The 25,495-nt window shown below is 56.9% G+C and carries 33 protein-coding genes; 4 read left to right on the top strand and 29 right to left on the bottom strand.

Going from position 1 to position 25,495, the window contains the following annotated elements:
• Positions 1 to 3: 3 nt before the first annotated feature.
• The 4 genes from ACOAP0_RS08355 to ACOAP0_RS08370 all read right to left on the bottom strand — a co-directional run bounded on the left by ACOAP0_RS08355 (position 4) and on the right by ACOAP0_RS08370 (position 4,168).
• Positions 4 to 906 carry a TniB family NTP-binding protein gene (locus ACOAP0_RS08355; protein WP_498374771.1) on the bottom strand — a complete coding sequence of 301 codons (903 nt, stop codon included), beginning with the start codon at positions 904 to 906 and terminating at the stop codon, positions 4 to 6.
• Positions 903 to 2,816, bottom strand: a complete 1,914-nt coding sequence (locus tag ACOAP0_RS08360; RefSeq protein ID WP_498374772.1) for a transposase — start codon at positions 2,814 to 2,816, stop codon at positions 903 to 905. The genes ACOAP0_RS08355 and ACOAP0_RS08360 overlap by 4 nt, the downstream gene beginning before the upstream one ends.
• Complete coding sequence (locus ACOAP0_RS08365) at positions 2,813 to 3,475, bottom strand: TnsA endonuclease N-terminal domain-containing protein (RefSeq protein WP_498374773.1); 663 nt, start codon at positions 3,473 to 3,475, stop codon at positions 2,813 to 2,815. Before ACOAP0_RS08365 ends, ACOAP0_RS08360 begins: the two co-directional genes overlap by 4 nt.
• 216 nt (positions 3,476 to 3,691) lie before the next feature.
• Complete coding sequence (locus ACOAP0_RS08370; RefSeq protein WP_087495473.1) at positions 3,692 to 4,168, bottom strand: hypothetical protein; 477 nt, start codon at positions 4,166 to 4,168, stop codon at positions 3,692 to 3,694.
• 140 nt (positions 4,169 to 4,308) lie between these two features.
• Between ACOAP0_RS08370 and mgrA the strand changes: the two genes are divergently transcribed.
• Together mgrA and ACOAP0_RS08380 are read left to right on the top strand one after the other, a co-directional pair.
• Positions 4,309 to 5,355, top strand: coding sequence for an L-glyceraldehyde 3-phosphate reductase (mgrA, locus tag ACOAP0_RS08375; protein WP_498374774.1), 1,047 nt, complete (start codon positions 4,309 to 4,311; stop codon positions 5,353 to 5,355).
• 46 nt (positions 5,356 to 5,401) lie between these two features.
• Complete coding sequence (locus ACOAP0_RS08380; RefSeq protein WP_498374775.1) at positions 5,402 to 6,247, top strand: DMT family transporter; 846 nt, start codon at positions 5,402 to 5,404, stop codon at positions 6,245 to 6,247.
• Between the two features lie 75 nt (positions 6,248 to 6,322).
• Here the strand turns inward: ACOAP0_RS08380 and ptsP are convergent, their stop codons facing one another.
• The 6 genes from ptsP to ACOAP0_RS08410 all read right to left on the bottom strand — a co-directional run bounded on the left by ptsP (position 6,323) and on the right by ACOAP0_RS08410 (position 11,339).
• Entirely contained in the window at positions 6,323 to 8,104 is a 1,782-nt protein-coding gene (gene ptsP, locus ACOAP0_RS08385; RefSeq protein ID WP_498374776.1) for a phosphoenolpyruvate--protein phosphotransferase, read from the bottom strand.
• A gap of 85 nt (positions 8,105 to 8,189) precedes the next feature.
• The gene (locus ACOAP0_RS08390; protein ID WP_313867921.1) at positions 8,190 to 8,459 is read right to left on the bottom strand and encodes an HPr family phosphocarrier protein; all 270 of its coding nucleotides are present in this window, start codon (positions 8,457 to 8,459) and stop codon (positions 8,190 to 8,192) included.
• Positions 8,428 to 8,874, bottom strand: coding sequence for a PTS sugar transporter subunit IIA (locus ACOAP0_RS08395; RefSeq protein WP_087495478.1), 447 nt, complete (start codon positions 8,872 to 8,874; stop codon positions 8,428 to 8,430). Before ACOAP0_RS08395 ends, ACOAP0_RS08390 begins: the two co-directional genes overlap by 32 nt.
• A 22-nt stretch (positions 8,875 to 8,896) precedes the next feature.
• On the bottom strand, positions 8,897 to 10,120 hold the full coding sequence (locus ACOAP0_RS08400) for an MFS transporter (protein ID WP_498374777.1): 1,224 nt from the start codon (positions 10,118 to 10,120) through the stop codon (positions 8,897 to 8,899).
• Positions 10,117 to 10,638, bottom strand: coding sequence for a hypothetical protein (locus ACOAP0_RS08405; protein ID WP_498374778.1), 522 nt, complete (start codon positions 10,636 to 10,638; stop codon positions 10,117 to 10,119). Before ACOAP0_RS08405 ends, ACOAP0_RS08400 begins: the two co-directional genes overlap by 4 nt.
• A complete protein-coding gene (locus ACOAP0_RS08410; protein ID WP_498374779.1) occupies positions 10,635 to 11,339 on the bottom strand; it encodes a DUF4197 domain-containing protein in 705 nt (234 codons plus the stop codon). The genes ACOAP0_RS08405 and ACOAP0_RS08410 overlap by 4 nt, the downstream gene beginning before the upstream one ends.
• Before the next feature lie 15 nt (positions 11,340 to 11,354).
• Here ACOAP0_RS08410 and ACOAP0_RS08415 point away from each other — a divergent pair, with 15 nt between their 5' ends.
• Together ACOAP0_RS08415 and ACOAP0_RS08420 are read left to right on the top strand one after the other, a co-directional pair.
• Positions 11,355 to 11,852 carry a TlpA disulfide reductase family protein gene (locus tag ACOAP0_RS08415; protein WP_498374780.1) on the top strand — a complete coding sequence of 166 codons (498 nt, stop codon included), beginning with the start codon at positions 11,355 to 11,357 and terminating at the stop codon, positions 11,850 to 11,852.
• A 125-nt stretch (positions 11,853 to 11,977) separates the two neighbouring features.
• Positions 11,978 to 12,472, top strand: coding sequence for a GNAT family N-acetyltransferase (locus ACOAP0_RS08420; RefSeq protein WP_498374781.1), 495 nt, complete (start codon positions 11,978 to 11,980; stop codon positions 12,470 to 12,472).
• Positions 12,473 to 12,488: 16 nt separating this feature from the next.
• Here ACOAP0_RS08420 and ACOAP0_RS08425 read toward each other — a convergent pair whose 3' ends face one another.
• The 19 genes from ACOAP0_RS08425 to ACOAP0_RS08515 all read right to left on the bottom strand — a co-directional run bounded on the left by ACOAP0_RS08425 (position 12,489) and on the right by ACOAP0_RS08515 (position 25,491).
• Positions 12,489 to 12,995, bottom strand: coding sequence for a peroxiredoxin (locus ACOAP0_RS08425; protein ID WP_313867928.1), 507 nt, complete (start codon positions 12,993 to 12,995; stop codon positions 12,489 to 12,491).
• Between the two features lie 92 nt (positions 12,996 to 13,087).
• Positions 13,088 to 13,357: a 30S ribosomal protein S17 gene (rpsQ, locus tag ACOAP0_RS08430; protein ID WP_087495485.1), complete on the bottom strand. Its 270-nt coding sequence runs from the start codon at positions 13,355 to 13,357 to the stop codon at positions 13,088 to 13,090.
• A 10-nt stretch (positions 13,358 to 13,367) separates the two neighbouring features.
• Positions 13,368 to 13,577 carry a 50S ribosomal protein L29 gene (gene rpmC, locus ACOAP0_RS08435; RefSeq protein WP_087495486.1) on the bottom strand — a complete coding sequence of 70 codons (210 nt, stop codon included), beginning with the start codon at positions 13,575 to 13,577 and terminating at the stop codon, positions 13,368 to 13,370.
• A gap of 16 nt (positions 13,578 to 13,593) precedes the next feature.
• Complete coding sequence (gene rplP, locus ACOAP0_RS08440; RefSeq protein ID WP_087495487.1) at positions 13,594 to 14,010, bottom strand: 50S ribosomal protein L16; 417 nt, start codon at positions 14,008 to 14,010, stop codon at positions 13,594 to 13,596.
• A gap of 2 nt (positions 14,011 to 14,012) precedes the next feature.
• Positions 14,013 to 14,894, bottom strand: coding sequence for a 30S ribosomal protein S3 (gene rpsC, locus ACOAP0_RS08445; protein WP_087495488.1), 882 nt, complete (start codon positions 14,892 to 14,894; stop codon positions 14,013 to 14,015).
• Between the two features lie 16 nt (positions 14,895 to 14,910).
• Entirely contained in the window at positions 14,911 to 15,240 is a 330-nt protein-coding gene (rplV, locus tag ACOAP0_RS08450) for a 50S ribosomal protein L22 (RefSeq protein ID WP_075585605.1), read from the bottom strand.
• 10 nt (positions 15,241 to 15,250) lie between these two features.
• Positions 15,251 to 15,529 (bottom strand): 30S ribosomal protein S19, encoded by a 279-nt coding sequence (gene rpsS, locus ACOAP0_RS08455; protein ID WP_087495489.1) that lies wholly within the window; start codon positions 15,527 to 15,529, stop codon positions 15,251 to 15,253.
• Positions 15,530 to 15,540: 11 nt separating this feature from the next.
• Positions 15,541 to 16,365 carry a 50S ribosomal protein L2 gene (gene rplB / locus ACOAP0_RS08460; protein WP_087495490.1) on the bottom strand — a complete coding sequence of 275 codons (825 nt, stop codon included), beginning with the start codon at positions 16,363 to 16,365 and terminating at the stop codon, positions 15,541 to 15,543.
• A gap of 2 nt (positions 16,366 to 16,367) precedes the next feature.
• Positions 16,368 to 16,694: a 50S ribosomal protein L23 gene (rplW, locus tag ACOAP0_RS08465; RefSeq protein WP_087495491.1), complete on the bottom strand. Its 327-nt coding sequence runs from the start codon at positions 16,692 to 16,694 to the stop codon at positions 16,368 to 16,370.
• A complete protein-coding gene (gene rplD, locus ACOAP0_RS08470) occupies positions 16,691 to 17,311 on the bottom strand; it encodes a 50S ribosomal protein L4 (RefSeq protein WP_087495492.1) in 621 nt (206 codons plus the stop codon). Before rplD ends, rplW begins: the two co-directional genes overlap by 4 nt.
• Positions 17,311 to 17,985, bottom strand: coding sequence for a 50S ribosomal protein L3 (rplC, locus tag ACOAP0_RS08475; RefSeq protein WP_087495493.1), 675 nt, complete (start codon positions 17,983 to 17,985; stop codon positions 17,311 to 17,313). The genes rplD and rplC overlap by 1 nt, the downstream gene beginning before the upstream one ends.
• Positions 17,986 to 18,182: 197 nt before the next feature.
• Complete coding sequence (gene rpsJ / locus ACOAP0_RS08480; protein ID WP_068674876.1) at positions 18,183 to 18,497, bottom strand: 30S ribosomal protein S10; 315 nt, start codon at positions 18,495 to 18,497, stop codon at positions 18,183 to 18,185.
• 21 nt (positions 18,498 to 18,518) lie between these two features.
• Complete coding sequence (gene tuf / locus ACOAP0_RS08485) at positions 18,519 to 19,709, bottom strand: elongation factor Tu (RefSeq protein WP_313867780.1); 1,191 nt, start codon at positions 19,707 to 19,709, stop codon at positions 18,519 to 18,521.
• A 110-nt stretch (positions 19,710 to 19,819) separates the two neighbouring features.
• Positions 19,820 to 21,922, bottom strand: a complete 2,103-nt coding sequence (fusA, locus tag ACOAP0_RS08490) for an elongation factor G (RefSeq protein WP_087497295.1) — start codon at positions 21,920 to 21,922, stop codon at positions 19,820 to 19,822.
• 146 nt (positions 21,923 to 22,068) lie between these two features.
• Positions 22,069 to 22,542: a 30S ribosomal protein S7 gene (gene rpsG, locus ACOAP0_RS08495; protein ID WP_087495494.1), complete on the bottom strand. Its 474-nt coding sequence runs from the start codon at positions 22,540 to 22,542 to the stop codon at positions 22,069 to 22,071.
• Positions 22,543 to 22,705: 163 nt separating this feature from the next.
• Positions 22,706 to 23,083, bottom strand: coding sequence for a 30S ribosomal protein S12 (gene rpsL / locus ACOAP0_RS08500; protein WP_011466063.1), 378 nt, complete (start codon positions 23,081 to 23,083; stop codon positions 22,706 to 22,708).
• Positions 23,084 to 23,196: 113 nt separating this feature from the next.
• The gene (locus ACOAP0_RS08505) at positions 23,197 to 24,381 is read right to left on the bottom strand and encodes a D-alanyl-D-alanine carboxypeptidase family protein (protein WP_498374783.1); all 1,185 of its coding nucleotides are present in this window, start codon (positions 24,379 to 24,381) and stop codon (positions 23,197 to 23,199) included.
• Positions 24,382 to 24,443: 62 nt separating this feature from the next.
• Complete coding sequence (locus ACOAP0_RS08510) at positions 24,444 to 25,076, bottom strand: alpha/beta hydrolase (protein ID WP_498374784.1); 633 nt, start codon at positions 25,074 to 25,076, stop codon at positions 24,444 to 24,446.
• A 64-nt stretch (positions 25,077 to 25,140) separates the two neighbouring features.
• The gene (locus ACOAP0_RS08515; protein WP_313876885.1) at positions 25,141 to 25,491 is read right to left on the bottom strand and encodes a (2Fe-2S) ferredoxin domain-containing protein; all 351 of its coding nucleotides are present in this window, start codon (positions 25,489 to 25,491) and stop codon (positions 25,141 to 25,143) included.
• Positions 25,492 to 25,495: the final 4 nt, after the last annotated feature.

The raw sequence follows: 25,495 nt of genomic DNA on the forward strand, positions 1-25,495 counted from the left end.
ACGCTAGAACCGCTGATGTTCTTTGCGTTTGGAAGGAGGCATCCAGCGCAGCGAATTGATCTGTTTGAGAGTGATCTCTTCTGCGCCTGTCTTGATGGCATCAATCGCCAAAGCCTTGAAGAGATCACACATATCGCCCAAGGTACCTTCGCTGCGGTCATGGATCGCTTGCATTTTCTCGGGGGACTTGAGATCGGAGGCTTTCTTAAGCGGCGCTCGCTTCTCCAAAGTGGCTAGCAAGGTTCCAAAGTTTAGATCGGCCTTCCACAACGGAAGTACTTCAGGAGTAAACCGGCTGGACATTTGCGGATCTGTATTGAATGCGTTGTAAGCATCCTCAATACCCGCCGCCACGATAACCACCTTGGTTTCATTGCCGAGACTTTTCAGGGCATTTCTGAAGTCACGCTGCTTGTTAAGGCTGCCGGCGATGAGATGGTGGATTTCGTCAATGATGAGCATCTTGACGTCCATCTGACGGAACAGCAATTTGATTTGAGTGTTCTTCTCTTGGGGAGAACTCGTAGGCTTGTAAAGCGCCATTAGCGCATCAAGGATTCGGCTGTAAAAAGCGGACACGTCCGGGTTAGGCGGCGACTCCACCATCACTACCGGACAAGTCGTGATCTCCGCAGCAGCATCCAGATCCACCGGATGCAGTTCCAGAAAACGCTCCAGAATGGATGTCTTGCCGTTGAATGAGGGAGCTACGAGCAACATATTGGGCATGCGCGTAATACGCGGGTATTCCAATAGCTCTTCCAGTCGCGCCAGTATTTCTTTGGCTCTGGCGTATCCCAACCAAGTTCCGGATTGAATCGACTTGATGCGTACGGCATCCGAAGCGTCAATCAATGCCCTGGCAGCGTCGTTGAGGTGCGGATAGGCTTGGGATGAATTGGTCATTCGTCGTCCAATGCTTGCACATCATCGGGGTTATAACCCCGGACCGCCGGTGGTGGCGCTGAAGACTTAACTGGAGCTGCGACATTGGGCATGGTCTTTTTCTTCTCAGTTCTGGTCTTCTCATGCTCTACGCGTCGTTGCGCTTCGCGGCGGGCAACCTTGGTTTTGCCCGCAGCTTCCTCTTCGAGCGCGCGTTGCTCATTGATGATGGCGAAAACCGCCTTCTCATTTTCTTTGGAGATACCTCGCTCCTCGGCGAGACCCTGAGCACTGCGCAGTTCCCAAATACTCACTGGCGGCAGACTACTGTCCCTGTAAGGAATGGCCACATAGCGCTTGGATATCTCGTCGTAGAAGTAGAGTTGGCTGATATCGCGCGGATCTCTATGAAATTTGAATTTGCGCTTGTGCTTCGGAAACTCCGGATCCATGACGCCCATCCAGGCTCGCAAGATGTCGTGGTAGTAATGGACGTCATCGATGACAACGCCATAGGCCTGAATAGTCCGTTCGATGAAGGGTGTGAAGTTGATACGCAACAGTTCTTCATCCGTGCGCCTAGCGGGCAAGCCACGACCAGGTTTGTCTTTGGTTCCCAGCAACCCTTGTCGCCACTTGACTAACGGAGGCATACCAATGCCGCCGTGGTCCTCCAAGTGGTACCTCGCAAAAAACAGCACAAGCCACTTCTCGATCTCGCCCATTGTCATGCAGGCATTGCCCTCAGGGTCGTATTCGTAGAGTTCGTCTGGTCCCGAAAACGTCGCCCCTTTCACGGTTTTGAGCCCTTCCGAGACGGTGCCCATCAAACGCTCAATGTGCGCTCCATAGCGAGGTTTCTTGACCGGGCGCAGGTGGATGTCGATGTCATAGACACGGCATGCCGCCTTAAACATGTGCCCCCTAAACTCGCGGGCGTTATCCATATGCAGGACGCCCATCAAACCCCACATGGGCCACTCGATGCTGCTTATCCCTTTGCGCCTGAGCCATGCTTCTTTAGGCAGGATCGCGTGGGTAATACACATTCCCGCTGACATGGCGGAGGGAGCTTCCAGCGAAAGGAACATGCCAAGGCACACACGACTGAAGACATCGATAGCTAATGTTATCCAAGCACGCTTGATGGACTTTCGATGCTTATCGTCGACGATCATGACCGGCAGCTGGGTGTGGTCAACCTCCACGATGCTCAATGGCCATTCCGCGTCCGGTATCACACCTTTGATCGGCTGGTGCTTGGCGTGGGCTACCGCTGCACCATAGCGTGCCAAAGTTCTCTCTGGTCCGTTGGTTTGGCTAATCCTTGCGCGAATGGTGTTGATCGCGGGCAACTTTAGTTCTGCGTTGGAGCACAGCCTGCGGATCTCTTTGATTGTGGCGGCAATGGATCGGTGTTGGTCTGTGTCGTGGAAGTCCTTCAGTGTCTTTGAGATGATGGCCTCAACCTCTGGCGCGATCCGTGACTTTGATTTACCCCCGCGATTGCGGTACATAGGCAACAATGACGAAAGCATGCCTGTGGACCGGTAAGCCGTGACCCATCGGTACACAGTCGCTCTACTGACCCCTGCCTCTTCCGCAATCCTGTCGTACACCGCGTTAGAGCGCTGATAGTGATTGAGGAGCAAAGGCTCAATCCACTCTCGCCTCTTTTTGGCAACAGCCCAGTCAAACTCGGTGGCCTGCAGTAAATCCATTTCTGTAGTCACTGCACCGGGTTTTGCAGGCACTTGCGTTGGCGGTCCTAGATCGCCAATTCTGAGTAGTACTTTGTTGCCGGTCTCAACATCTCTGGCGAGGACTAAATTGATGTCGGCAAGGTTCAAGATGACATATTCGCGGCCAGCATTGGTCACCGTAGCGCCTTTGCTGATCCAGTACTGAGTTGGAGTGGCTTTATTGCTCAAGAAACGCTCCCATTGGAACGAAGTGCGACGTCACTGGCAAACGGAATATTCAAGTCCGTAAGGAGCTTTTTTTGTTGAACCATGGCCCAGATTACAGGCAGCCAATACAGTCGGGCATCATCCGTTGGCGCCAGTACTGAAAGTACACGGTCAGATGAAGAGTTACCGCCTTGGATTTCTATGACCTGATTTACTCGGTCGCAGTCATCCGCAGACAGGTTGACATTGCGGTACTCCCTCAGAAACTTGATGTTCTTCAACCTTGGTACACGGATATCCGATTCATCGACCGTACGAAATTCCCATCCCAGGTTCTCCGCGAAAAGCACGGCAGCGGCGAACTTGGGTGCGTATTTGACGGAATGCTTGTTGAGGAAGTCACTGTGCTTCACTTCTGCCAATAAGGGGCGCTGACATTCACCCGTTTCGGGATCTGGCCTGTATTTCACAAGTATGTCCGGCACATAGCCACGCGGTACGCCCTTCACCGGAATATGAACCGGCTGCACCTCAAATGACTCCACTGTGTCGTCAAAGTCCAGAAGCAGAAGGTAGTCTTTCTCCAACAAGGACTCGAACGCATCCATCTCCATATTTTTGCGGCTGGAGTAACCTCCTGTGACGAAGAGGTGGTTTTTGGGAATTTTGCGAACGGGCATATAGCCAGTCTAGCGATTCGGAGGCCGTGTTTCAATCCAGAATCATTAACTTCTGGATATGTTCTCATTAACTTCTGATTTTTTTATCCAAATCGAGGGCTATTTTCTCAAAATCAACTGATCGTTCACAAGTGCACCTGCGGTCTGAACCCCAAAGCGCTACCAATTCAATAGCTGCTCGCGCACACGCACTGTGCGCCAGCAGCTATTTTTGCTTCAAGGCTTGGCGTAGCCACTCTCCACCCAGGCCACTGCGCTGGCGCGGCTCAGCTTGAAGGCAGGGGACACTTTGACCTGCGCCAACAGATCGTCACCTTCGTCACGGGCAGTCAGTGTGGCGCTGGGGTTTTCGTCATCGGGTTCGATGTCTAGATAGACCCTTACGCGCCCTTCACCGGCTGCCACTTCCAGACTCTGATGCAGGGTGGCGTGCAACTGCTGTTCGCTGCGGCGCACGAATTCACGCGCCGTTTTCACCAAGGTCAAAAAGGCACTCTGGTCCAGCGGCTTGGGGTTCTTTTTGTCGCGCCCCATTGTCCAGGGGCCGACCAGCGCGGGCTCCGAGGCACCGTCGGCCGTCATCGCGACCGCCCATCCATCGTCGTCTTCGTTTTTCACCACGCGGGCCGTCCAGCCGTCGCTGATCCAGAGACGGGGCTCCTGGGTCTTCATGTCTGATTCGTTCAAGTTCATGGCGTGGAGTATGCAGGGAGACCGACTCCAACTCCCGTGACATCGACAGAAATCGGGGCATTCCGCTTCTGAATTTAAGCGCATAAAAAATGAACAACAATAGCGATCCTCAGTTGTCACTTTCACCCATCCAACACACCATGTACCACGCAGCCTCTGACCGATACGACGGACGTGTTCCCTACCGCACTTGCGGCAAAAGCGGCCTCAAACTTCCAGCGGTGTCGCTGGGCCTGTGGCACAACTTCGGTGATGCCACACCGTTCCAGACTCAGCGCGACATGCTGCGTACCGCCTTCGATTTGGGCATCACCCACTTCGATCTGGCCAACAACTACGGCCCCCCGTATGGCAGCGCTGAAACCAATTTTGGCGAACACCTTCGCCGCGATTTCATGCCCTACCGTGACGAGCTGATCATCTCCAGCAAGGCCGGTTACGACATGTGGCCCGGCCCTTATGGACAGGGCGGTGGCTCGCGCAAATACGTGCTGGCCAGCCTGGACCAGAGCTTGAAGCGCATGGGCCTGGAGTACGTGGATATCTTCTACAGCCACCGTTTTGACCCGGACACCCCGCTGGAAGAAACCATGGGCGCGCTGGCCACCGCTGTGCAACAGGGCAAGGCCCTCTACGCCGGCATCAGCAGCTACTCCGGCGCCAAAACCCGCGAAGCGGCAGCCATCTTGAAGAGCATGGGCGTGCCCATGCTGATTCACCAACCGTCGTACAGCCTGATGAACCGCTGGATCGAGGAAGACCTGCTGGACGCGCTGGATGAAACCGGCATGGGCTGCATCGCCTTCAGCGCGCTGGCACAGGGCCTGCTGACCAACAAGTACCTCAACGGTGTGCCTGCAGACGCGCGCATCAACCGCCCGGGTGGTGGCTCCTTCAAGCAGGACCATTTGAGTGAGCAAAACCTCAAGCATGTGCGCGCCCTCAACGAGATCGCCCAAGCCCGCGGCCAGAGCCTGGCCCAGATGGCCACTGCGTGGGTGTTGCGCGATGCACGCGTCACCTCCGCGCTGATAGGCGCCAGCAAGCCCGAGCAGATCGTGGACCTGGTGGGCGCCATGGGCAATCTGAATTTCAGCGCGGAAGAGTTGGCTGCGATTGATGGCCACGCGGTGGACGGCGGCATCAACCTGTGGAAGCGCCCTTCCACCGACCAGCGACTGGCCTGAACCGCATACCCCGGATTGAGAATGCGGTGCGGCTAAGCTTCAGCGAATGAACGCCTCTCTTCTCGCGCTTGCCGCTATCGCCCTCTGGGGCAGCCTGGCCCCCTTGGGGGTTTCTCTGGGCCACGTGCCGCCATTTCTGCTCACTGGAGTGGGCTTGGTCATCGGCAGCGTGATCGGCCTGGTGCTATCGCGCGGGCGGGTAAGCGAATGGAAGGTGCCCGCCACCACCTTGGCACTGGGGGTGTACGGGCTGTTCGGATTTCACTTTTTGCTGTTTATCGCCCTGCGCCATGCGCCACCGGTGCAAGCCAACCTGGTGAACTACCTGTGGCCGCTGGGCATTGTGTTGATGGCCCCGCTGTTTCTGCCCGGTATGCGTCTGCGTGCGCTGCACGTAGCCGCAGCCTTGCTGGGCTTTGCAGGTGCGGCATTGGCCATTCTGGGCGGCCGTCATGCGGGCAGTGACATGGGCGGATGGGCCTGGGGTTACCTGCCGGCCATGGCCTCTGCATTCGTCTGGGCAAGTTATTCACTGATGACGCGGCGGGTGCCACCCTTCCCGAATGCGGCCATTGGCTTGTTCGGGCTGGTGTCGGGGCTGCTCTCGCTGCTGTGCCACATGCTCCTGGAGCCATCCGTCACGCTAAGTACACACGATTGGCAGCTTCTGGCGGCGTTAGGCCTGGGCCCTTTGGGCGGCGCGTTTTACCTCTGGGATGCGGCGCTCAAACGCGGGGATGCACGCACCATCGGCGTGTTGTCATTTTTGACACCGTTGCTGTCCACCCTGGGTCTGCTCTGGATACGAGGCGAGTGGCCTAGCGCCAGTGTGGCGTTGGCTGCCGCCATGATCGTGGGGGCAGCTATTTTGGGTTCACGCGCCAAACCATAATTCAATGAAATGTGGCGCTAGCGCCCATGGAATATGCGCGAGCAGCTATAAAAAACATAGCGCAGCGCACTGCACTCACACGTAGCCGCCCGCCAACTCCAGGGCGGGGTCTTCCGCCGTTCGGACCCGCTGGGCCCACGCCGCCAGTTTGCTGGTGTCCGAGCGCAGGATTTCTTGCTTGACGGCCAGAATCTGTGCGGGGTGCATGGAGAAGCTGCGCAGCCCCAGACCCAATAGCAAGCGGGTCAGGGTCACGTCCCCGGCCATCTCACCGCACACGCTTACGTCCTTGCCCTGGGCACGGCATTCAGCAATGGTGTCGGCTACCAGACGCAGCACGGCCGGATGCAAAGGGTCATACAAATGGGCTACCGACTCATCGGCCCGGTCAATCGCCAGCGTGTACTGGATCAAGTCGTTGGTGCCGATGGAGAGAAAGTCGAAATACTTCAAGAACAGCTGCAGACTCAGCGCAGCGGCCGGAATCTCGATCATGGCACCCAATTGCACGGGGCCGTAGGCCAGACCGCGACGGTCAAGTTGCGCGCGTGCTTGATCCACATGCGCCAGCGTCTGCCGGATTTCGCTGGCATGCGCGAGCATGGGTATGAGCAAACGCACTTTGCCGTGGGCCGCCGCCCGCAAAATGGCACGGAGCTGGGTGAGGAACATGGCAGGGTCTGCCAGGCTCCAGCGGATGGCCCGCAAGCCCAACGCGGGGTTCAGGTGGGCGTCGTCGCGCACCGATTCGTCCAGCGGCTTGTCGGCACCTACGTCCACGGTGCGGATGGTGACCGGCAGGCCTTGCATGCCTTCGACCGCTTTTTTGTAGGCCTGGTACTGCTCTTCTTCATCCGGCAATTTGCCGTGGCGCCCCATGAACAGGAACTCGCTGCGGAACAGGCCCACACCCAGCGCGCCGGCTTTGAGGGCGTGTTGGGCGTCCTCCGGCATTTCAATATTGGCCAGCAACTGGATCTTTTCTTCATCCATGGTGACAGCCGGGGTGTGCAGCAAACGCTGCAAGCGCCCACGCTCCAATTCGCCTTGACGCTGCTTAAAGCCATATTCGGCCAGGATGATGGGGGACGGGTCCACGATGACCACGCCGGCGTCGCCATCGATGATGACCCAATCGTCCTGCCGCACCAATTGGCTGCAGGTGCGAGCCCCCACCACGGCGGGAATGTCCATGCTGCGTGCCACGATGGCGGTGTGCGAAGTTTTGCCGCCCACGTCGGTGATGAAGCCGGCAAACACACTTTGCTTGAACTGCAGCATGTCGGCCGGGGACAGGTCATGCGCAATGAGCACCAACGGCACATCCACCGTGTCGTCCAGCAACAGGTCCTGCTGAGAGCCCTTGCGGCCACCGCGTTGGGTGGGTTGTACGACCGGAGACTGTGCGCCCTTCATGGCTCGCAGCACGCGTTCACAGATTTGCTCCATGTCCGCCTTGCGTTCGCGCAGGTAGGCATCTTCCATCTCGTCGAAATGGCGGGCCACGATCTCAAGCTGGGTGGTCAGCGCCCATTCGGCGTTGTACAGGCGCTCGGTAATCCAGTGCTTGACGCCGCCGACCAGCTCTTCATCCTGCAGCAGCATCAGGTGCACGTCGAGCAAGGCCGCCAATTCGGTAGGTGCCTCTTTGGGGCCCATGCGACTGATGCTGGCCTGCAGGCGAGCGATTTCTTCAACCACGGCGTCGCGCCCGGCACGGACGCGGGCAATCTCGGCCTCGACCTCTTCAGGTTGGATGAAGTAGTGCGCCACATCCACGCGACTGGACGCCACAAGCACGGCACGGCCGATGGCAATGCCGCGCGAGACGGCCAGACCGTGGATAGAGAATGTCATGCCCCCACGCTCCCCGCTACGCGTGGTTCGCTGCCCCCCAAGGGGGCGCAAGCGGCTTGGGACGGCCCTGCACCGCCTGTGGAAGTCATTCGCCTTCTCCGAACTTGTCGTTGATGAGTGCAAGCAGCGCGTCCATGGCTTCCTGTTCGCGCTCACCGTGGGTCTCCAGCGTGATCTCGGAGCCGATGCCGGCTGCCAGCATCATGACGCCCATGATGCTCTTGGCATTCACGCGGCGTTCGCCACGGGACATCCAGACTTCGCAGGGGAAGCTGCCGGCCAACTTGGTGAATTTGGCGGAAGCGCGTGCGTGCAGGCCCAGTTTATTGACTATGGTCGTGTTGGTGCTGATCATGGGTTTTGCGATGTTGGTTCTGGGGTGCCGTCACGGCGACTTGCATGATGCTCTGGGTCCCTCCGGCGAGCGCCCGGGTGACGAGCACGTCCAGAGCTTCGTTCCGGTAGTTCACGGTGCGCAACAGCATGGGCAGGTTCACGCCCGCCACAAGCTTGGACATATGCCCGTCCACGACTTTCTGCGCCACGTTGCAGGGGGTGGCACCGAACACATCGGTCAGCACCAGGGCTTGAGGGGTGTCGAAGCGGCTGAGCAAGGCTTTGGCGGCCGCCCGCGTGATTTCAGGATTCTCACTCGGGGGCACATCGAGGGCGACTACGCCATCTCCGGCGTCCGGATAGACGTGCAACACGCAGGCCCGCAACGCGCTGGCCAGAGGTGCATGGGCGATGATGAGGATGCCTGTGTTCATACAAAGTCAGAGTGGGCTTTGATTATGGCGCCTTTGCCCGGCATGCCACCAGATAAGCAAGCACGCATGCAAGGCCATAAACACCGAAAGCCGATTGGTACGCAGCCGGCTCTGCAAGGCCCGCCACCTTGAACGCATCGAGCAACAGGCCTATTCCCCATTGCACGGCAAAAACACCGGCGAAGATCACGAGGTTGTAAGCCGACAGGGCGCGACCGGCCAGCTCGGAGCGGAAGGCCATGCCCACGGCAGGCTGCGCCAGTGCCACGACTGTCGTAGCCACACAATACAAAGTAAATATGACAGCGGCACCCACCGGATATGCGGGAGTAGCTATGATTAATATAGCAAGGAGGGCAAAGGTCAAGGGCGTCCACCGGCGAATCAGGATTTCGGCTGCATATCCTTTGCGGGCGAGCCAAGGGTTGGCCATGCCCCACACCCAGTACGCAAGCAACATGGCCACATTGAGCCAGAAGAGTCCCGTGGCTGCCTCGGCCGCGGTGTAGCCAGCCACCTTGGTCATCCAGGGGCCGGCCCACAGGGTTTGCATGGCGACGAGGCCGCCGTAGTTGAAGAATCCCAATGGAGCCAGGGCTCTGAAATAGGGGTTGCGCCACACTTCGCTGTACCCGGTGTTGGTCTTGGCACTGGGTGCTTCGCTATCTCTCTGTCCTGTCCAGGCCGGTACCTGCCAGGCAATCACGGCCATGCTGATGGCAACCAAAGCTGCGAGCAGCAGAAAGATGCCTCGCCATCCGATGGCGGGTAACAGCCACTGAACCGGCAGAGTTGAGGCAACCATGCCGAAAGCGCCGACCATCAACATCCATGAGTTCGCGCGCATGAGCTGCTCCGGGGCATACCAGCGGCGGTAACCGGTCAGCGGTGCCATCAGGCAGGCACACACGCCCACACCACACAAGATGCGCGCGAGCAACAGACCCTGGAATCCGTCTGCCTTTGCAAAGGCTATGCAACCTGCGAGAGCCGCGCCCAGAAAGGCGAGTTCGACTTTGCGCGGGCCATGGCGGTCGAGCCATCGCCCCAAGGGGAGTTGTATGGCGGCAAAGCCCAGAAAGTAACCGCCTGCGAGCAGACCGAGGTCTGCCGAGCGGAGTTGGAATTCAGCTACCAGGGTAGGTGCAATGGTGGCAGTGATGGCGCGGATCAAAGCCGACAAGAAGTACGCCAGCGCAAACGCGACGAACACGGCAATGGCGCGCTGGCGAGTTAGAAGATTCATGGGGTTTGCAGGTCTTCAAGAAAGGGTTGCGTAATGGACTCCGTCAGCGTCTCTGCATACACCGCGAGGTGATAGACATCTGCGCCACGGCGTATCCATGTCAGGCGGGCTTGCACGGGCTGTCCTTTCGGATTTTGGCCATCTGCACGCAGCGATACGGCTTGCGTGGCCCACGCTGGTGCTTGCCACGATGCGGGTTGAGAAGCCTCCGTGCGCAGCGCCTGCAGTGCAAATGCTCTCCATTGCTGCACTACTTGGGTGGCTGCCTCGGTGTCCTGAGCGCGTACATGGCTGATGGCGAATAGGGCCCCATCCGCCTCGCAACCCATCATCTGCAAATCAAGTGGCGTGGCGGCCAGGGGGACCGGACGGGTCGCTGTGTCGGCCTTGCAAGGAAGGCGCGCCTTCAAGTCCTGCAGTTGGACCTGACGCCAATTCAACGCCGGCGTACATGCTTGCAAAGCCGCCAGCGTGAGCAGCCCCCCCATGCGCAGACACACCGCGGACCACCCCGTCATTTCAACGCGCCGAACACTTTGGTCAAGATGCTGCTGCCGTAGGCGACCGGGTTCTGACGGATCTTCTTTTCTTCCTCGGAAATCATGAAATACAGACCATCCAGTGTTTTGGCCGTCACATACTGCTGGATATTGGCATCTTCCTTTTTCATCAATCCGAGTTCGGACGCTTTGCCTGCCAGTTGGTTGTATTTGTCCGCCATACCGACCTTGGCGGTTGCCTGAGTCACGATGGGCAGGAACTTAACTGCCAAGGGAGCTCGCGTCTTTTCAGCGAAGAACTGGCTGACGGCGGTGTCCCCGCCGCCCAGAATGCCTTTGGCATCTTGAACGGTCATGCCTTGTACGGCTTTGGTCAACACATCTTTGGCCATCGGGACGGCCGCTTCTGCGCCACGGTTCATGGAAGTAATCAGCTCGTCCACGCGAGCGCCCTGTCCGAAGGTACGCAAGAGCTTGGCAGCATCTTCCAGATACGAAGGCAGGTTGATGCGAACTTTTTCGTTTCCGAGGAATCCATCCAACACTCCAAGCTGAGAAATGGCTGCGGAAGCGCCTTTGTCGAGCGCGGCCTTCAGTCCCTTGGTGGCATCGGCGTTGGTCAGTTCTGCCAATGTCAACGCATAGGCGTGTTGGTGTGCCAAGGTGGCCCACAAGCCGACTGCACCGAGTGAGAAAGAATTAAACTGGCGACGATCCATGAGAACTTCCTGCGTATGAAAAAACATTGGGTGTTGGGTAGCATCGTAGCGGCTTGCGTCGTAGGCGCAGCCGCTTTTTTGACCACCAGCAAACACGATGCACCTGCGTCCACCTTCGTTCTGCTCGATGGTAGCCAGTTGCAGACCAAAGACCTGCGCGGGCGTGTCACCCTGGTGAATTTCTGGGCGACGAGCTGTACAACTTGTGTGGCCGAGATGCCGCACATGGTAGAGACCTATGAGAAGTACAAGGGCAAGGGCTACAACATGATTGCGGTGGCCATGGCTTACGATCCGCCCAGCTACGTGGTCAACTTCGCGCAGACACGCAAATTGCCGTTCGATGTGGCGATTGACAACACCGGCGCTGTCGCAAAGTCTTGGGGCGAGGTCACCTTAACGCCCACCAGTTACCTCGTGGATAAGCGCGGAGAGATCGTAAAGCGCTATGTCGGCCAGCCGGACTTCGCAGAATTGCACCGTTTGATTGAGAAATTGCTCCAGGAAACGTGAGTCGTTCCGCTCGGGCAAGCAATGAGGGGCTCTTCGCCATCAGGCAGGTTGCGCTGGTGGTTTTTGGCGGTGATAAAGTGATGCTGTGCGCCTAGCGCAGATTTTCAGCGTCCTGTTCATCCCCCATGTCCGCACCTCTCCCCGTTCCCAAAATTCGTTTCGCTGAAACCGCTGCCGATTTCGATGCAGTGCGCGAGCTTTTCCAGGAATACGCCAGCCAATTGGGGGTGGATCTGTGTTTCCAGAATTTTTCAGCAGAATTGAGCGGCCTTCCCGGAGACTACGACGCGTCAAGGGGCGCATTGCTTCTGGCTGAGGTGGATGATGCTTGGGCTGGGTGCTGTGCTCTCAGACCACTTGACACTGCGGACTACCCCAACGCCGCCGAAATGAAGCGGCTGTTTGTGAAGCCGGGCCATCGCGGTTTGGGAATCGGGCGCCTGCTCGCAGAGACCATCATGGATGCTGCCCGCGCCAGAGGCTACGATTGCATCTTGTTGGATACCTTGGATGATATGGAAACTGCCCGAGCTTTGTATGCGGAGCTGGGCTTTGAAGAAGTGCCCCCCTACTATTTCAACCCGATAGCGGGGGCGCACTATTTAAAGGCAGAGCTCTAGGCCCTGCGTCAAGTCATCAGGCCTTCGCTTGGGCCAACAAGGTGCCGGCGTCGCTCACTTCGAATTTGCCAGCAGCTTCCACGTTCAAGGTAGCCACCTTTCCATCCTTGACCAGCATGGAGTAGCGGTTGCTACGCAAGCCGAGACCCTTGCCTGTCAGATCCAGGGTGAGGCCGGTGGCTTTGGTGAAGGTTGCATCGCCATCACCCAGCATACGGACCTTGGTGCCGGTCTTCTGGTCGCGCGCCCAAGCGCCCATCACGAAGGCGTCATTCACACTGACACACCAGATCTCATCCACACCCGCAGCCTTGAAGGCTTCTGCGCTTTCCACATAGCCTGGAACGTGTTTCGCAGAGCAGGTAGGTGTAAAGGCGCCGGGAAGGGCAAACAGAGCGATCGTCTTGCCAGCTGTAGCCTTTGCAACATCCACGGGGTTGGGACCAATGCTGCAGCCTTCGCCTTCCACTTCGGAATACTCCATCAATGTGGTCGCGGGAAGGGTATCGCCTACTTGAATCATGTTTGCTCCTTATGCAATGTGTAAGTACCAATGAAAACGGCCCACATTGTGGGCCGTTTCTTATTCAACTGCAGTGACCAAGTCTTATAGACTTAAACCGCAGCTGCCTTTTCCACCAAGCGGGTAGCAACCCAGTTCTTGGTTTTGGAAATGGGCTTGCTCTCAGTGATCTCGATCACATCGCCCAACTTGTACTCGCCCTTTTCGTCGTGGGCGTGGTACTTGCTGGTCTTTGCAACGATCTTGCCGTAGAGCTCGTGCTTCACACGGCGCTCAATCAGCACGGTCACTGTCTTAGCACGCTTGTCGCTGACCACCTTGCCGATCAAGGTGCGCTTGAGGGATTTTTTAGCTTCCGTCATTTATCGCTCCTTATTTGGCGGATTTTTCAGCGCTTTGCTTCTCGACAAGAATAGTCTTGGCGCGAGCAATGTCACGGCGCGCAATGCGCACCGAAGCGGTGTTGTTGATCTGTTGCGTGGCTTTTTGCATACGCAGGCCAAAGTGGGCTTTTTGCAGCTCTTTAACTTCGTTTTGCAGGCCAGCAACGTCTTTTTGGCGCAGTTCAGCAGCTTTCGTCATTTCGATATCTCCTGAATTACTGGCCGATCATGCGGCTGACAAATGTAGTACGCAGTGGCAGCTTCGCAGCGGCCAAACGGAAAGCTTCGCGAGCAAGTTCTTCGGGCACGCCGACGATCTCGAACACAATCTTGCCGGGCTGAATTTCAGCCACGTAGTACTCGGGGTTACCTTTACCGTTACCCATACGCACTTCAGCAGGCTTCTGGGAAATCGGCTTGTCAGGGAACACGCGGATCCAGATACGGCCACCACGCTTCACGTGACGGGAAATTGCACGACGTGCAGCTTCAATCTGGCGAGCCGTCAGACGGCCGCGGTCAGTACATTTCAGACCGAAGTCACCGAAGGCAACCGAGCTTCCGCGGGTTGCGATACCGGTGTTACGGCCCTTTTGCTCTTTGCGGTATTTCCGGCGAGCGGGTTGCAACATGATTATTCTCCTTTACCGTCAGCTGCTGCAGCTGGCGCGGCGACTTTGCGAACGCGCTTAACGGCGGGTTTAGCGTCAGCACCAAGTGCTTCAGCGGGTTTGTCGCTGCCATCAGCAGGAGCGGCATTGCCACCTGCGGGACGACGTGCACCACGAGGAGCAGCGCCTGGGCGTGCACCACGATCGTCACGGCGGGGACCGCGTGGACGACGCTCTTCTTCAGCGCGAGGCTCAACGGCTGCTGGCAGATCGTTGCGTCCCAAGGTATCACCCTTGTAGACCCAAACCTTCACGCCAATGATGCCGTATGTTGTCTTGGCTTCAGATGTACCGTAGTCGATATCAGCACGCAGTGTGTGCAAAGGCACGCGGCCTTCGCGATACCACTCGGTACGTGCAATTTCGATACCGTTCAAACGGCCAGACGACATGATCTTGATACCCAGAGCGCCCAAACGCATAGCGTTTTGCATGGCACGCTTCATGGCGCGACGGAACATGATGCGCTTTTCGAGCTGTTGGGTGATGCTGTCAGCAATCAGCTTTGCATCGATTTCAGGCTTGCGCACTTCTTCGATGTTCACTGCCACTGGCACGCCCAATTGCTTGCCGAGGTCACGCTTCAAGTTTTCGATGTCTTCACCCTTCTTGCCGATCACCACACCCGGACGTGCCGAGAAAATGGTGATACGTGCGTTCTTGGCAGGACGCTCGATCAGAATGCGAGACACAGAAGCGTTCTTGAGCTTGGCCTTCAGGTACTCACGAACCTTGATGTCTTCCGACAACATGCCGGCGAAATCACGGTTGCTTGCGTACCAGCGAGAAGACCAGTTACGGCTGATCGCCAAACGAAAGCCGGTTGGGTGGATTTTTTGTCCCATATCTTCCTGGCCTCTTTCAGTTTCCAACCGTCACGTACACATGGCACGTGGGCTTGCGGATTTGATTGCCACGACCCTTTGCACGGGCTGTGAAGCGACGCAAAGAAGCACCTTGCTCAACGTAGATGGTTTTCACCTTCAATTCGTCGATGTCAGCGCCGTCGTTGTGTTCAGCATTGGCAATAGCGGACTCCAGAACCTTCTTGATAATCACAGCAGCTTTTTTCTGTGTGAATTGCAAGATGTTCAGAGCTTGATCAACTTTCTTGCCGCGGATCAGGTCCGCGACCAGACGACCCTTGTCAACAGACAAACGGACGCCACGAAGGGTTGCACGAGTTTCCATGGTCACCTCCTTATTTCTTCTGGACTTTTTTGTCCGCAGGGTGACCCTTGAAAGTACGTGTGAGCGCGAACTCACCCAACTTGTGGCCAACCATTTGATCGGTGATATAGACAGGCACGTGCTGCTTGCCGTTGTGAACGGCGATGGTCAAGCCGATGAACTCGGGCAAGATCATGGAGCGACGGGACCAAGTCTTAATCGGCTTCTTGTCCTTGGTTGCCACGGCCTTTTCAGTCTTGGCAATCAGGTGATGGTCGACGAAAGGACCTTTTTTCAGTGAACGAGTCATTTACCTACCCCTTACTTCTTGCGACGCGACACGATCATGACCTGCGTGCGCTTGTTGTTACGGGTACGGTAGCCCTTGGTCAGATTACCCCAAGGATCGACTGCATGACGGCCTTCACCGGTCTTGCCTTCACCACCACCGTGTGGGTGGTCAACAGGGTTCATCACCACACCACGGACGGTTGGGCGAATACCCATCCAACGCTTCACACCGGCCTTGCCCAACTGGCGCAGGCTGTGCTCTTCGTTGGCCACTTGACCGATGGTCGCGCGGCAGTCGATGTGGATCTTGCGGACTTCTCCGGAACGCACACGCACCTGGGCGTATGTGCCTTCACGAGCCAACAGTGTGGCGGAAGTACCGGCAGAGCGGATGATCTGAGCACCCTTGCCCACTTGCAACTCTACGCAATGGATGATGGAACCCACTGGAATGTTGCGGATAGGCAATGTGTTGCCAACGCGGATGGGAGCTTCGGAACCGTTTTGAATGGTTGCGCCGACTTCCAAGCCACGTGGGGCGATGATGTACTTGCGTTCGCCGTCTGCGTAGCACACCAATGCGATGTGTGCGGAGCGGTTTGGATCGTACTCAATGCGTTCCACTTTCGCGGGGATGCCATCCTTGTTACGGACAAAATCCACTACGCGGTAGTGATGCTTGTGACCACCACCCTTGTGACGGGTAGTGATGTGGCCGTTGTTGTTACGGCCGGCTTGCTGGAACTGGGGTTCCAACAAAGCTGCATGAGGCGCACCCTTGTACAGGTGGTCACGCGAAATCTTCACCACGCCACGACGGCCTGGGGAAGTTGGTTTCATTTTAATGACAGCCATGATTACGCAGCCTCCCCGCCGAGGTTCAGCTCTTGACCGGGCTTCAGGGTCACGTAGGCTTTGCGAACATTGTCGCGACGGCCAACAGACTTACCGAAACGCTTGGTCTTGCCCTTGGTGTTCACCACAGAAACGCCTTTTACCTCGACCTTGAACATCAATTCCACTGCGGCCTTGATTTCATACTTGGTAGCGTCTTGCAGCACCTTGAAAGTCACAGCATTGCTCTTTTCAGCAACCATGGTGGCCTTTTCGGACACGATGGGGGCGACGAGCACTTGCATCAAACGACCTTCGTCGAATTTGGTCAGATTGGGACCGTGGCTCATGCAAACATCTCCTTGAGTGTGTCCATGGCAGCCTTAGTCACCAACACCTTGCGGTAGTGGACCAAAGACAGGGGGTCAGCATAACGGGGCTCAACCACCAGAACATTCACCAGGTTACGGGATGCCAGATACAGGTTTTCATCAACCTCATCAGCGATCACCAACACGGATTCCAGATTCATTGCCTTGAACTTTGCAGCCAAAGCCTTGGTCTTGGGAGACTCCACTTTCAGGGAATCCACCACGGCCAAACGGCCTTCGCGCACCAGCTGAGACAAGATGGATGCCATGCCTGCGCGGTACATCTTCTTGTTGATCTTCTGGCCGAAGTTTTCATCAGGCATGTTCGGGAAAATACGACCGCCGCCGCGCCACAGTGGCGAGGAGGTCATACCAGCGCGAGCGCGACCGGTTCCCTTTTGCTTGAAAGGCTTCTTGGTGCTGTGCTTGACTTGTTCACGGTCTTTTTGCGCACGTGTACCTTGACGGGCGTTAGCCTGGAAGGCTACAACCACTTGGTGCACCAGATCTTCGTTGTAGTCACGACCGAATACGGCTTCAGGAGCATCGTATTTGGAAGTTGCCTGACCTTGTTCATTCAGGAGTTCGACTTGCATCAGTTCGCTCCTTTAGAGGCTTTGGCTTTGACAGCTGGACGAACAGTCACGAAACCACCCTTGGATCCAGGGATAGCTCCCTTGATCAACAGGAGTTGGCGAGCTTCGTCGACACGGATAACGTCGAGGTTTTGAGTCGTCACGGTGGCATCGCCCAAGTGACCGGTCATGCGCTTTCCGGGGAAAACGCGACCTGGATCCTGAGCCATACCGATAGAGCCGGGCACATTGTGCGAGCGGCTGTTACCGTGGGATGCGCGCTGGGAAGACATGTTGTGGCGCTTGATGGTGCCGGCGTAGCCTTTACCAATCGAAGTACCCTGCACGTCCACCTTTTGCCCCACTGAAAACACGTCGGTCACAGGCACAGTTGCGCCTGTTGCGTATTTCGCAGCGGATTCGGCAGTCACGCGGAATTCTTGGATGATTTCGCCGGCTTCAACACCAGCTTTGGCCAAGTGGCCAGCAACGGGCTTGGTGATACGCGAAGCTTTGCGTGCACCGAATGTGACCTGCAAGGCCACATAGCCGTCGTTCTCTTGGGTTTTCACCTGTGTCACACGGTTGTTAGACACATCCACCACGGTAACGGGAACTGCGTCCCCGTCGTCCGTGAATAGACGCATCATGCCAACTTTGCGACCCAGCAACCCTAAGTGATTGCTAAGACTCATTGTTTTCTCCGTAACTTCCACCCACAGCAACTTCAATTGGCTGCTGTGTTTTGATGATGAAAGACTGTTAATAAAACTCCGCCCCTAAGCCATCGGCCTCTGAGCAGAGCTAGCGAGTATAGCCGGCGCTCGCGTTTTGCGCAAGCCCCAACCCACTCACGTTATTGGCCCGGCATTTTCACGCCGGGCTGGTCTGCTTATTGCAGTTTGATTTCCACGTCCACGCCAGCAGGCAGGTCGAGCTTCATCAAAGCATCCACGGTTTTATCCGTTGGATCCACGATGTCCATCAAACGCTGGTGGGTGCGGATTTCAAACTGGTCACGACTTGCCTTGTTCACGTGAGGTGAACGCAGAATGTCGAAGCGCTTCATGCGTGTTGGCAAAGGCACGGGACCTTTGACAATCGCGCCGGTGCGCTTAGCAGTGTCAACAATTTCAGCTGCCGATTGATCGATCAGCTTGTAGTCAAACGCCTTCAGGCGAATGCGGATTTTTTGCTTGGCGGCCATCGTAATTCCTTAATGTGCGAATTACGCAATGATTTTGGCAACCACGCCGGCGCCCACGGTACGACCGCCTTCGCGAATAGCGAAACGCAGGCCTTCTTCCATGGCGATGGGGTTGATCAATTTCACAGTGATGGACACGTTGTCGCCAGGCATCACCATTTCTTTGCCTTCAGGCAACTCGATCGCACCGGTCACGTCCGTGGTACGGAAGTAGAACTGGGGACGGTAGTTGTTGAAGAAAGGAGTGTGACGGCCGCCTTCGTCCTTGGACAGAACGTAGATTTCGCCGGTGAAGTGGGTGTGGGGCTTGATGGAGCCGGGCTTGCACAGCACTTGGCCGCGCTCGACGTCTTCACGCTTGGTGCCGCGCAACAGGATACCGACGTTGTCGCCAGCTTGACCTTGATCCAACAGCTTGCGGAACATTTCCACGCCTGTGCAGGTGGTCTTCTGGGTGTCTTTGATACCGACGATTTCGATTTCTTCGCCGACCTTGATGATGCCGCGCTCAACGCGACCTGTCACCACGGTACCACGACCGGAGATGGAGAACACGTCTTCCACGGGCATCAGGAATGCGCCATCCACTGCACGCTCAGGGGTGGGGATGTAGGTGTCCAGTGCGTCAGCCAGCTTCATGATGGCTTCTTCGCCCAGAGCGCCCTTGTCGCCTTCCATGGCCAACTTGGCGGAACCACGCACGATGGGGGTGTCGTCGCCAGGGAATTCGTACTTGGACAGGAGTTCGCGAACTTCCATTTCCACCAGTTCGAGCAATTCTTCGTCATCAACCATGTCGCACTTGTTCAGGAACACGATGATGTAAGGAACGCCCACTTGGCGAGCCAACAGGATGTGCTCGCGGGTCTGGGGCATGGGGCCGTCAGCAGCGGAACAAACCAGAATAGCGCCGTCCATTTGGGCAGCACCAGTGATCATGTTCTTCACATAGTCAGCGTGGCCGGGGCAGTCCACGTGAGCGTAGTGGCGGTTAGCGGTTTCGTATTCGACGTGAGCGGTGTTGATGGTAATACCGCGTGCTTTTTCTTCAGGAGCAGCGTCGATCTGGTCGTAGGCCTTGGCAGATCCGCCGAACTTTGCAGCCAACACGGTGGTGATAGCAGCCGTCAGGGTTGTCTTGCCGTGGTCCACGTGACCAATCGTGCCCACGTTCACGTGGGGCTTGGTACGGGTGAATTTTTCTTTTGCCATGTTTCAATTCTCCAAAGAGCTAATCCCGTGTGTTGGTTTTACGTCTGCACGATGTTGCTGATTCGCCCCGCACGGGAACAGGGCGGCACACCGTCGCAGACAACAAAAAATTACTTTGCGCGCGCTGCCATGATGGCTTCAGACACGTTACGCGGGGCTTCCGCGTAGTGTTTGAATTCCATCGTGTAGGTTGCACGACCTTGCGACATCGAACGCAGCGATGTGGAGTAGCCGAACATTTCGGACAATGGAACTTCAGCCTTGATCGCCTTGCCACCGCCAACCATGTCGTCCATACCTTGCACCATACCGCGGCGTGAAGACAAATCGCCCATCACGTTGCCGGCGTAGTCTTCAGGTGTTTCCACCTCCACAGCCATCATGGGCTCCAGAATCACGGGATTGGCCTTACGGCAACCTTCCTTGAAACCGAAGATAGCGGCCATCTTGAACGCGTTTTCGTTGGAGTCCACGTCGTGGTACGAACCGAAGGTCAGCGTGACCTTGACATCCACCACGGGATAGCCCGCCATCACGCCTTGGGTCAGCGCTTCAATCACGCCCTTTTCCACTGCGGGGATGTATTCACGGGGAACCACACCACCCTTGATCGCGTCGACGAATTCAAAGCCCTTGCCGGCTTCGTTCGGCTCAACGGTAAACACTACGTGACCGTATTGGCCCTTACCACCGGACTGACGAACGAACTTACCTTCGACATCGGACACGCTCTTGCGAATGGTTTCGCGGTAAGCCACCTGAGGCTTGCCCACGTTAGCTTCCACGCCGAATTCGCGCTTCATGCGGTCAACAATAATTTCCAAGTGCAATTCGCCTTGACCACCAATGATTGTCTGGCCGGATTCTTCGTCTGTCTGCACGCGGAAAGATGGATCTTCTGCAGCCAGACGGCTCAAAGCGATACCCATTTTTTCCTGGTCAGCCTTGGTCTTCGGCTCGACGGCTTGACGGATCACAGAGTCAGGGAACACCATGCGCTCCAGAGTGATCACGGCTGCGGGGTCGCACAAGGTTTCACCTGTGGTCACATCCTTCAAGCCCACACATGCAGCAATGTCACCAGCGCGGATTTCATCCACTTCTTCGCGGTTGTTAGCGTGCATTTGCACGATACGGCCGATACGTTCTTTCTTGCCGCGCACAGCGTTGTAAACGGTGTCGCCTTTTTTCAGCACGCCGGAGTACACGCGAACGAAAGTCAACTGACCCACAAACGGGTCGGTCATCAGCTTAAACGCCAAAGCAGCAAACTTTTCGTTGTCGTCAGCCTTACGGGTGACTTCTTTTTCGTCTTCGTCAAAGCCCTTGATGGCCTTCACGTCCAGAGGAGAAGGCATCAGTTCAATCACGGCGTCCAACATGCGCTGCACACCCTTGTTCTTGAACGCAGTACCGCACAACATGGGCTGAATTTCACCAGCAATGGTGCGCGCGCGCAGACCGGCAGTGATTTCCTCTTCGGACAGCTCACCTTCTTCCAAGTACTTGTTCATCAGGTCTTCAGAGGCTTCAGCAGCCGCTTCGACCATCTTTTCGCGCCACTCTTTAGCGGTTTCCACGAGTTCTGCGGGGATCTCTTCAAAGGTGAACTTCATACCTTGGGAAGCTTCGTCCCAGATGATGGCTTTCATCTTGCGCAGATCAACCACACCGGTGAAGTTTTCTTCGGCACCGATTGGGATCACGATAGGCACAGGGCTGGCCTTCAAGCGCAGCTTCATCTGGTCCACGACCTTGAAGAAGTTGGCACCGGTACGGTCCATCTTGTTCACGAAGGCCAAACGTGGCACTTTGTACTTGTTAGCCTGACGCCAAACGGTTTCAGACTGGGGCTGCACGCCACCCACTGCGCAGTAAACCATGCAGGCGCCGTCCAACACGCGCATGGAACGCTCCACTTCAATCGTGAAGTCCACGTGTCCGGGGGTGTCAATGATGTTGATGCGGTGCTCAGCGAAGGAAGAGTCCATGCCCTTCCAGAAGCAAGTAGTAGCCGCGGAGGTAATGGTGATACCGCGCTCTTGCTCTTGCTCCATCCAGTCCATCGTGGCCGCGCCATCGTGCACTTCGCCGATTTTGTGGTTCACGCCGGTATAGAAAAGAATACGCTCGGTCGTGGTGGTTTTGCCGGCGTCAATGTGCGCAGAAATACCGATATTGCGGTAGCGCTCAATGGGGGTAGTGCGAGCCATGATGGATCCTTGGTTGATCAAATTCTTGAGAGGGTCTGCCGCACAATGCAGCAAGACAAACGACTTTCAGAGTATGGCCAGCCCACATGACAGCGCCATTGCGCTGCCCGGACCTGCCAAGCTCTGAAAGCCGCGACTTCCGTTGCTTAGAAACGGAAGTGAGAGAAGGCCTTGTTGGCTTCAGCCATACGGTGCACTTCGTCACGCTTCTTCATGGCGCCGCCACGGCCTTCAGTGGCTTCCAACATTTCGTTGGCCAGTCGCTGAGCCATGGACTTTTCACCACGCTTGCGAGCGGCTTCCTTGATCCAGCGCATGGACAAAGCCAAGCGACGGACGGGACGCACTTCAACAGGCACTTGGTAGTTGGCACCACCCACGCGGCGGGATTTCACTTCCACCATGGGCTTGACGTTGTTGATTGCAACGGTAAACGCTTCCAGAGCATCCTTATCGGGGTGCTTTTTGGCGATCAGCTCGAGTGCGCCGTAAATGATGCGCTCTGCAACTGCTTTTTTGCCGCCTTCCATGATCACGTTCATGAATTTGGACAGCTCGACGTTGCCGAACTTGGGATCCGGCAGGATTTCACGTTTAGGGACTTCGCGACGACGTGGCATATTTCACCTCATATTGCTTCAGTTGGTATCTTTTCAGACACCGCGAGAGTTATTCAAAACTCCCACTTACTCGACCCACACGGACAATTCCGGGCTTCGGGTCACTTCGCTGTATCTCCGCGCCACGCGGGGAACAGCACCGAAAAATTCGAACCTACAGAGCTTATTTAGCCTTTGGCTTCTTAGCACCGTACTTGGAACGGGATTGCTTGCGGTCTTTCACGCCTTGCAAGTCCAAAGAACCGCGAACGATGTGGTAACGCACACCGGGCAAGTCCTTGACACGACCGCCGCGAACCAGCACCACGCTGTGTTCCTGCAGGTTGTGGCCTTCACCGCCGATGTAAGAGATCACCTCAAAACCGTTGGTCAAGCGCACTTTGGCAACTTTACGCAGAGCGGAGTTAGGCTTTTTGGGAGTCGTTGTGTACACGCGAGTGCATACACCGCGACGCTGCGGAGAGTTCTGCATAGCAGGGCTCTTCGACTTGATGGTCTCGACCTCACGGCCTTGACGCACGAGTTGGTTAATGGTTGGCATTGAAAAACGTCCCTAAACGTTTGAATATTACGAAAACGTGAATCCCTTCGGAATTTCCGAAAAGCCTTCTAATGTAGCAGATCAAGGGTTTCCACGCAAACTACTTGCGGCAATCAGCGGATCCAAAGGCGCAAGGCGTCCCAGGCACGACCGATGATCCCTGCCTGCTCCACACCGTCGAGCGCCAAAAGCGGCACTTCAGCCACCACTTGGTCGCCGGCACGCACCTTCAAGGTACCGAGTACTTGACCCTTGGCCACAGGCGCCACGATAGGCTCATTGCGGACGACTTCAGTCTTGAGTTGTGCGGCGGTACCCGCAGGCACTGCAACGATCACACCCTGCGCACGTCCAGCCTTGACTTCGGAATTGGCACCTTTCCAGACCTTGGGAGTGACAACGGCAGCGCCGGCGTCATATAGCTTTACCGCTTCAAAAGCGGTGTAACCCCAGTTCAAGAGCTTCTGGGATTCGTTGGCGCGGGCATTTTCACTCTCGGTTCCCAGCACGATGGACAGGAGACGACGGCTTCCAGTGGCGGCCGGAGTACCTGCAGGTGCGCCCGCCGTTGCCAGCGCAGGGAAGTCACGTTTGGCGGTGGCCACCAGGCAATAGCCGGCGGCATCCGTGTGGCCCGTCTTCAGACCGTCGACCGTGGGATCGCGAAACAACAAAAGGTTGCGGTTGCTGTCATTGGCAGCAGGTGTACCGGGATAGCGGTATTTCTTGATCGCGTAGTAACCCACGTAGTCCGGGAAGTCGCTCATGAGTCGAGTGGCCAGGATGCTGAGGTCACGGGCAGTCGTGATGTGGCCAGCCTCTGTCAAACCCTCCGGGTTCCGGTAGCCGGTGTTCTTCATGCCCAGCACCTTCGCTTGGTCATTCATCATCTGAACGAAGCGCTCCAACGATCCACCCACGCCTTCGGCCAGAGCCATCGTAGCGTCATTACCGCTTTGCACGATCATGCCTTTGATAAGGTCTTCGACGGGCACCTGCATCTTGGGGTCGATGAACATGCGCGAGCCCGGCATCTTCCAGGCGCGCTCACTGACGGGGAATGTCTGCTTCAAGTCGATTTTTTTGGATCGCAACGCGTCGAACACGAGGTAAGCCGTCATCAACTTGGTGAGCGAGGCGGGCTCCACCGGCATATCCATGTCCTTGGATGCCAGGATTTGGTTAGAAGTAACGTCCAGCAGCAAATAAGCGCGGGCAGCCACTTCAGGGGGACGCGGAGCCTGTGCGGCAACGGCAAAGCTCAGGGCCGCCAAAACGGAGGCAATCAAGAATTTCATAGGTCAGTCAAGTTGGGAATCAAAGAGGGAGAGGCGCAAGCCTTGCGATCGGGCCCGCAGAGTCAGGCCCGGAGATGACGCGCCACCAGGCTGCGCAACAAGGGCAATTGTCCATGAAAGAAGTGGCCGCCACCGGGCACCACCGTCACCGGCAGACTTTGGGGACGGGCCCAGTTCATTACATCAGCCAAGGGCACGGTGTCATCCTGCTCGCCGTGCAGCACCAGGGTGCGGTCGTGCAAGTCAGGCGCCACGGGCGCTACCTCGAAGCGGCTCGCCGCAGTGCCCACCAGCACAACCTTGGCAAGGTCACGCCCCGTCATGGCAGCCACCGCGTGGCTCGTTACAAATGCTCCGAACGAAAATCCCGCCAGCGCGAGCGTCCCTTCAGGGGCGGCGTGCGCCACCACAGCCAGCAGGTCTTGCAGTTCGCCAGTGCCGTTGTCGTAAGAGCCCGCACTGCCACCCACACCTCGAAAATTAAAGCGCACGGCACGCCACCCCGTCTGCACAAAGGCGCGCGCCACCGTCTGCACCACCTTGTTGTCCATGGTTCCGCCAAACAGCGGATGAGGGTGAGCAATAACCGCCGTACCGCGCCAGGCCTGCGCAGGGATATCAACAGGCTCATCGATGAGCCCTTCCAGCACGCCGGACGGACCCGCGATCTGGAACTTTTGGGTAGAGGAATTCATTTGCTATGGATTCAGTAGCTGCTCGCGCACATTCGGCGGGCGCTACCGGCACTTTTTACTCAAATCAGCGGCCGAGATGGGCGGGCGTCAACAAGCGCTCCACCACTTTGCCGTTCTTCAGATGCGACTCGACGATTTCCTCAATGTCTTGGGCATCCACAAAGGTGTACCAAACGGCCTCCGGATACACCACCGCCACCGGGCCGGCAGCACAGCGGTCCAGACAACCCGCCTTGTTGACCCGCACTTGGCCGGGGCCGGACAAACCGGCTTCTTTGACGAGCTGCTTGCAACGGTCAAAACCCTCTTGGGCATTGTGGTGTGCACAGCAGTCTTCCCCGTTTTTGCGCTCATTGAGGCAGAAGAAGATGTGGCGCTCGTAGTAAGAGGTGGTGGTTTGTGTGGTGTCGGTCATGGCG

The organism is Curvibacter sp. Hmag1.1 (assembly GCF_059769165.1).

What these genes read in the sequence shown, in the direction of transcription:
- rpsC (WP_087495488.1), bottom strand. Translation starts at nt 14,894, where the DNA reads ATGGGACAAAAAATCCACCCAACCGGCTTTCGTTTGGCGATCAGCCGT.
- ACOAP0_RS08355 (WP_498374771.1), bottom strand. Translation starts at nt 906, where the DNA reads ATGACCAATTCATCCCAAGCCTATCCGCACCTCAACGACGCTGCCAGG.
- rpsL (WP_011466063.1), bottom strand. Translation starts at nt 23,083, where the DNA reads ATGCCAACCATTAACCAACTCGTGCGTCAAGGCCGTGAGGTCGAGACC.
- fusA (WP_087497295.1), bottom strand. Translation starts at nt 21,922, where the DNA reads ATGGCTCGCACTACCCCCATTGAGCGCTACCGCAATATCGGTATTTCT.
- ACOAP0_RS08515 (WP_313876885.1), bottom strand. Translation starts at nt 25,491, where the DNA reads ATGACCGACACCACACAAACCACCACCTCTTACTACGAGCGCCACATC.
- rplP (WP_087495487.1), bottom strand. Translation starts at nt 14,010, where the DNA reads ATGTTGCAACCCGCTCGCCGGAAATACCGCAAAGAGCAAAAGGGCCGT.
- ACOAP0_RS08425 (WP_313867928.1), bottom strand. Translation starts at nt 12,995, where the DNA reads ATGATTCAAGTAGGCGATACCCTTCCCGCGACCACATTGATGGAGTAT.
- ACOAP0_RS08380 (WP_498374775.1), top strand. Translation starts at nt 5,402, where the DNA reads ATGAACGCCTCTCTTCTCGCGCTTGCCGCTATCGCCCTCTGGGGCAGC.
- ACOAP0_RS08420 (WP_498374781.1), top strand. Translation starts at nt 11,978, where the DNA reads ATGTCCGCACCTCTCCCCGTTCCCAAAATTCGTTTCGCTGAAACCGCT.
- rplC (WP_087495493.1), bottom strand. Translation starts at nt 17,985, where the DNA reads ATGAGTCTTAGCAATCACTTAGGGTTGCTGGGTCGCAAAGTTGGCATG.
- rpsS (WP_087495489.1), bottom strand. Translation starts at nt 15,529, where the DNA reads ATGACTCGTTCACTGAAAAAAGGTCCTTTCGTCGACCATCACCTGATT.
- ACOAP0_RS08405 (WP_498374778.1), bottom strand. Translation starts at nt 10,638, where the DNA reads ATGACGGGGTGGTCCGCGGTGTGTCTGCGCATGGGGGGGCTGCTCACG.
- rplD (WP_087495492.1), bottom strand. Translation starts at nt 17,311, where the DNA reads ATGCAAGTCGAACTCCTGAATGAACAAGGTCAGGCAACTTCCAAATAC.
- rpsG (WP_087495494.1), bottom strand. Translation starts at nt 22,542, where the DNA reads ATGCCACGTCGTCGCGAAGTCCCTAAACGTGAAATCCTGCCGGATCCC.
- rplB (WP_087495490.1), bottom strand. Translation starts at nt 16,365, where the DNA reads ATGGCTGTCATTAAAATGAAACCAACTTCCCCAGGCCGTCGTGGCGTG.
- ACOAP0_RS08370 (WP_087495473.1), bottom strand. Translation starts at nt 4,168, where the DNA reads ATGAACTTGAACGAATCAGACATGAAGACCCAGGAGCCCCGTCTCTGG.
- rpsQ (WP_087495485.1), bottom strand. Translation starts at nt 13,357, where the DNA reads ATGACGGAAGCTAAAAAATCCCTCAAGCGCACCTTGATCGGCAAGGTG.
- rplV (WP_075585605.1), bottom strand. Translation starts at nt 15,240, where the DNA reads ATGGAAACTCGTGCAACCCTTCGTGGCGTCCGTTTGTCTGTTGACAAG.
- ACOAP0_RS08510 (WP_498374784.1), bottom strand. Translation starts at nt 25,076, where the DNA reads ATGAATTCCTCTACCCAAAAGTTCCAGATCGCGGGTCCGTCCGGCGTG.
- ACOAP0_RS08415 (WP_498374780.1), top strand. Translation starts at nt 11,355, where the DNA reads ATGAAAAAACATTGGGTGTTGGGTAGCATCGTAGCGGCTTGCGTCGTA.
- tuf (WP_313867780.1), bottom strand. Translation starts at nt 19,709, where the DNA reads ATGGCAAAAGAAAAATTCACCCGTACCAAGCCCCACGTGAACGTGGGC.
- ACOAP0_RS08395 (WP_087495478.1), bottom strand. Translation starts at nt 8,874, where the DNA reads ATGAACACAGGCATCCTCATCATCGCCCATGCACCTCTGGCCAGCGCG.
- rplW (WP_087495491.1), bottom strand. Translation starts at nt 16,694, where the DNA reads ATGAGCCACGGTCCCAATCTGACCAAATTCGACGAAGGTCGTTTGATG.
- rpmC (WP_087495486.1), bottom strand. Translation starts at nt 13,577, where the DNA reads ATGACGAAAGCTGCTGAACTGCGCCAAAAAGACGTTGCTGGCCTGCAA.
- ptsP (WP_498374776.1), bottom strand. Translation starts at nt 8,104, where the DNA reads ATGACATTCTCTATCCACGGTCTGGCCGTCTCGCGCGGCATTGCCATC.
- ACOAP0_RS08505 (WP_498374783.1), bottom strand. Translation starts at nt 24,381, where the DNA reads ATGAAATTCTTGATTGCCTCCGTTTTGGCGGCCCTGAGCTTTGCCGTT.
- rpsJ (WP_068674876.1), bottom strand. Translation starts at nt 18,497, where the DNA reads ATGGCCGCCAAGCAAAAAATCCGCATTCGCCTGAAGGCGTTTGACTAC.
- ACOAP0_RS08410 (WP_498374779.1), bottom strand. Translation starts at nt 11,339, where the DNA reads ATGGATCGTCGCCAGTTTAATTCTTTCTCACTCGGTGCAGTCGGCTTG.
- ACOAP0_RS08365 (WP_498374773.1), bottom strand. Translation starts at nt 3,475, where the DNA reads ATGCCCGTTCGCAAAATTCCCAAAAACCACCTCTTCGTCACAGGAGGT.
- mgrA (WP_498374774.1), top strand. Translation starts at nt 4,309, where the DNA reads ATGTACCACGCAGCCTCTGACCGATACGACGGACGTGTTCCCTACCGC.
- ACOAP0_RS08400 (WP_498374777.1), bottom strand. Translation starts at nt 10,120, where the DNA reads ATGAATCTTCTAACTCGCCAGCGCGCCATTGCCGTGTTCGTCGCGTTT.
- ACOAP0_RS08390 (WP_313867921.1), bottom strand. Translation starts at nt 8,459, where the DNA reads ATGATCAGCACCAACACGACCATAGTCAATAAACTGGGCCTGCACGCA.